The organism is Sulfuricurvum sp., assembly GCF_049305995.1.
Classification (GTDB): Bacteria; Campylobacterota; Campylobacteria; order Campylobacterales; family Sulfurimonadaceae; genus Sulfuricurvum.
Map to the genome: position 1 here is coordinate 1 of NZ_JBAQPS010000099.1, position 3,331 is coordinate 3,331.

The 3,331-nt window shown below is 37.3% G+C and carries 4 protein-coding genes; all 4 read left to right on the forward strand.

Features of this window, described 5'->3' with window-relative positions; genetic code table 11:
- Positions 1–762, forward strand: a 762-nt coding sequence (locus WA010_RS03340; RefSeq protein ID WP_422555756.1) for a phytoene desaturase family protein, incomplete at its 5' end; no start/stop codon positions are given.
- 55 nt (positions 763–817) lie between these two features.
- A complete protein-coding gene (locus WA010_RS03345; protein WP_422555757.1) occupies positions 818–1,666 on the forward strand; it encodes an AraC family transcriptional regulator in 849 nt (282 codons plus the stop codon).
- A gap of 67 nt (positions 1,667–1,733) precedes the next feature.
- Positions 1,734–2,747, forward strand: coding sequence for an alpha/beta fold hydrolase (locus tag WA010_RS03350; RefSeq protein ID WP_422555758.1), 1,014 nt, complete (start codon positions 1,734–1,736; stop codon positions 2,745–2,747).
- 47 nt (positions 2,748–2,794) lie between these two features.
- Positions 2,795–3,331 (forward strand): alpha/beta fold hydrolase (locus WA010_RS03355; protein ID WP_422555759.1); only part of this gene is annotated, 537 nt, incomplete at its 3' end.

The following is a 3,331-nucleotide window of genomic DNA, read 5'->3' on the forward strand; positions in this document are numbered from 1 at the left end:
GGTGGAAGTTATAAACTCAGCGAGTATCTGGCAAAGATTATCCAGCAAAATTGTGGTGAGATTATAACAAAAGCCAATGTCATTAAAGCCGATATAAAAAGTGTTACCTATACGACCAAAAATCAAAATATAACCATTGAAGCAGATGAAATCATCTCCAATATTTCGCCACAGGATAGCTATAAACTTTTTGATATTGCCTACAGTGAAGGAAAACAAATTGCAGAGTCCATTACAACGATTTATTTGGGGTTTTCAAAAAATTTAAAAAATATTTATGGAAAAGGGTGTTATTCAAATTTTATTATTGATGATGTGAATTCTTTTGTATTTGTCGATTATTCGCAAATTGATTCCGGTCTTGTCGATGAAGCTAAATCATTTGGGGAGATTTGTTTAATGGGTGAACTTAAAAATTGGGATAGATTGGATGATGAGGAGTACAAAAAACAAAAAGAGAGAATATTGGAAAATACTCTTGAAAAACTGGAAAAATCATATCTGAATCTTAGACAATATATCGAGTTTACAGAGGTGGCAACCCCTAAAACCATGGTGAGGTATACCAAAACACCCAATGGTACAGCATACGGTTACAAACCGACACCGCGACAATTTTTTAGAGTGCCAAAAATAAAATCAGATAAAGTCAATAACTTATATTTTGTTGGGCAATTTGTCATTGCAGGTGGATTTTCTCCGGCAATCATTTCGGGCAAGATGTGTGCCGATGCAATTATAGAAAAGAGCAATCGGGGATAATTGTCTTTTAAAAAACTGTATTAAAATGTTAGCACTATAAAAAATGGAGTAACGGATGAATATCCATTTAAATAAAGCCCTTCGATACATCGAACATGATTTAAATGATACATTGAATGTGGAAGCGTTGGCACAAAAGGCTGGATATTCAAAGTTTCATTTTTCTCGAATCTTTAAAAACCGTTTCGGCGAATCGGTGATGGAATACGCTAAGCGTCTCCGTATAGAAAAATCGGCATTGCATATTTTACGCCCATCTTCACTTGCCGGCTCTGTATATGAAGCAGGGTATGAAACATCGGCAGGATTTTATAAAGCATTTAAAAAAAGATTTGGCATGACTCCTTTCGAATACAAAACGAAGAAAACGGCGTTTTGGAAAGATTTTTTGCCTAGATTAAAGAATCAACCAAAAATTGTTTATGTAGAAAAAAAAAAGGTCGTTTTCAAACGTGCTGTGGGTGAGTATGATAAAAGTATTGATCAAGCATGGGAGTCTTTATTTGGTCAAATACATCAGCTTAGTCAGAAATATCATGGTAAAACTGATATTCGATTGACGCTTGAAAATACCGAATTTTTTGGTATTTGTCACGATGATCCAAGTGTCACAGAAGCATGTCGTATCCGTTATGATGCATGTATAGCGAGCGGAGAAAATGAAATCCGATTTTTAGTAGACAATGGGTTTGAAATCAAAACAATACCATCCGGAAAATATGCGATGGTAGTGCATAATGAAGATGGCGGAGATGGTTTGGAAGGTTGGTTCGGATTGGCTGGCTGGATAATCGAAAACGGGTACACATTTGGATCGGAGGCATCGTTTGAAAAATATATTCAAATCGTGCCATCAGCTGAAGAATGCGTTTTTGACAGTGAACTGTATATTAGCTTGGAGTAGAATGGTGAAAAAATCACTAATAATAATTGTAATATGGCTTTTGCCTGTATGGGCTTTCGCAAATTCTATGGTCACATCGTTAGAATCAAACCATTCGGTTCCGACGGTGGTTTTTCAATCTGGTTTTGGTGATGATAAAACGGTTTGGAATGGTGTACAAATATTGTTAAAAGATAAGTTGCCATTGTATTTATACGATAGACCGGGTATGGGAGATAGTCCTGCGGTAGAGGGTAAACGTGACCCATGTACGATTTCAAAAGAGTTGCATGATCGATTGATCGAATCAGGTGTCAAACCACCATATTTACTGGTGGGACATTCTCTAGGAGGGCTCTATCAGTATGTTTTTGCAAAAATGTATCCTGATGATGTTTCGGGAATCGTATTAATTGACCCCACTCACCCGAAAAACTTGGAGATTGTTGAGCAAGCTCATCCCGGTATCGCTATGATGATTAAAGGTATGCAATCGGTTGGGATAGGAGGCTCTACCCGAAAAAGAGAATTTAACGAACAAACTCAGTGTCTTGATCAGATTTCGATGGAAATGCCTTTGAAGATTCCCTCTCAACTTCTCTTCAGCGGTAGAGCTGATCCGATTGCGAATGAAGAGTATATCAAAGAGTGGGGAAAGCTTAATCAAGATTGGATTGTAAAGCTGGGCAATGCTCCATCGGATATTATTTGGGATTCAGGACATTATATACAGCGTGAAGATCCTCGTTCAGGAATTTTAAAAGCAGCTTCTTTACCGACATTGGATACATCTGAACTTCAACCAGTTGATTTTAATGGGTATCATCCTCTTCCGATTATTCTCTCTAAAACAAAGAAGGATGATGTTCAAAAATTACTTGGAAAGCCTTTTGAAACAGTGGCTAAACACTTTGGAGGAGAAGTAATTATTTATAATGACAAACCTATCGACACGCCGATGGCATTAAGTTTTATTCCGATTCTAGGAGATGTATTGGATGCTGTTGAAGTTGTCCAAATGGCTCAAACCGATCATGAACTAATTTTGCAGACAGATATGAACGGGGTAATTATCAAATACAAGCTTCGAAAATTGAAATGATTAGTAATTTACAGTACAAATTTTTTATATCAATATGGGTGATTAACTTGTTTTCAGGATGTGCCTCTTATTTACCGAAGCAAATTGATACTTTTGATTCAAACCGACACGTTGAATATGTTTATATCCAACACGAAAGCAATACAACGGTTGTTTTTGAAAACGGCTTAGGTGCCACCTATGATTATTGGGATAAAGTGATCCCCGAAGTCTCAAAAAGTGAAACCGTATTTGCCTATAATCGTGCAGGATATGGAGAGAGTAAAAATGTGTTTACCCCAAGAGACGGTGAAACGATTATCGATGAATTGCGATCTGTTTTATCCAATAAAGGTATCAAACCTCCCTATGTACTGGTAGGCCATTCACTCGGAGGGCTTTATTTCCAATACTACGCACGGCGTTATCCGCACGAGGTAAAAGCACTGGTGTTGGTCGATTCCACTCACCCGAATCAATTGAGAGGGAACGGCTCCTATGATCATTGGCCATGGTGGTATAAAGGAATATTTAATCTTTTTGCCTCTGAAACGGTGAAGAGAGAATTATATGCAGTTAATCATGTATGTGAGGAAGTTTTAGCA

Excerpts from the sequence above, each read along its gene's own strand:
- WA010_RS03345 (WP_422555757.1), top strand. The coding sequence starts at position 818 with ATGAATATCCATTTAAATAAAGCCCTTCGATACATCGAACATGATTTA.
- WA010_RS03350 (WP_422555758.1), top strand. The coding sequence starts at position 1,734 with ATGGTCACATCGTTAGAATCAAACCATTCGGTTCCGACGGTGGTTTTT.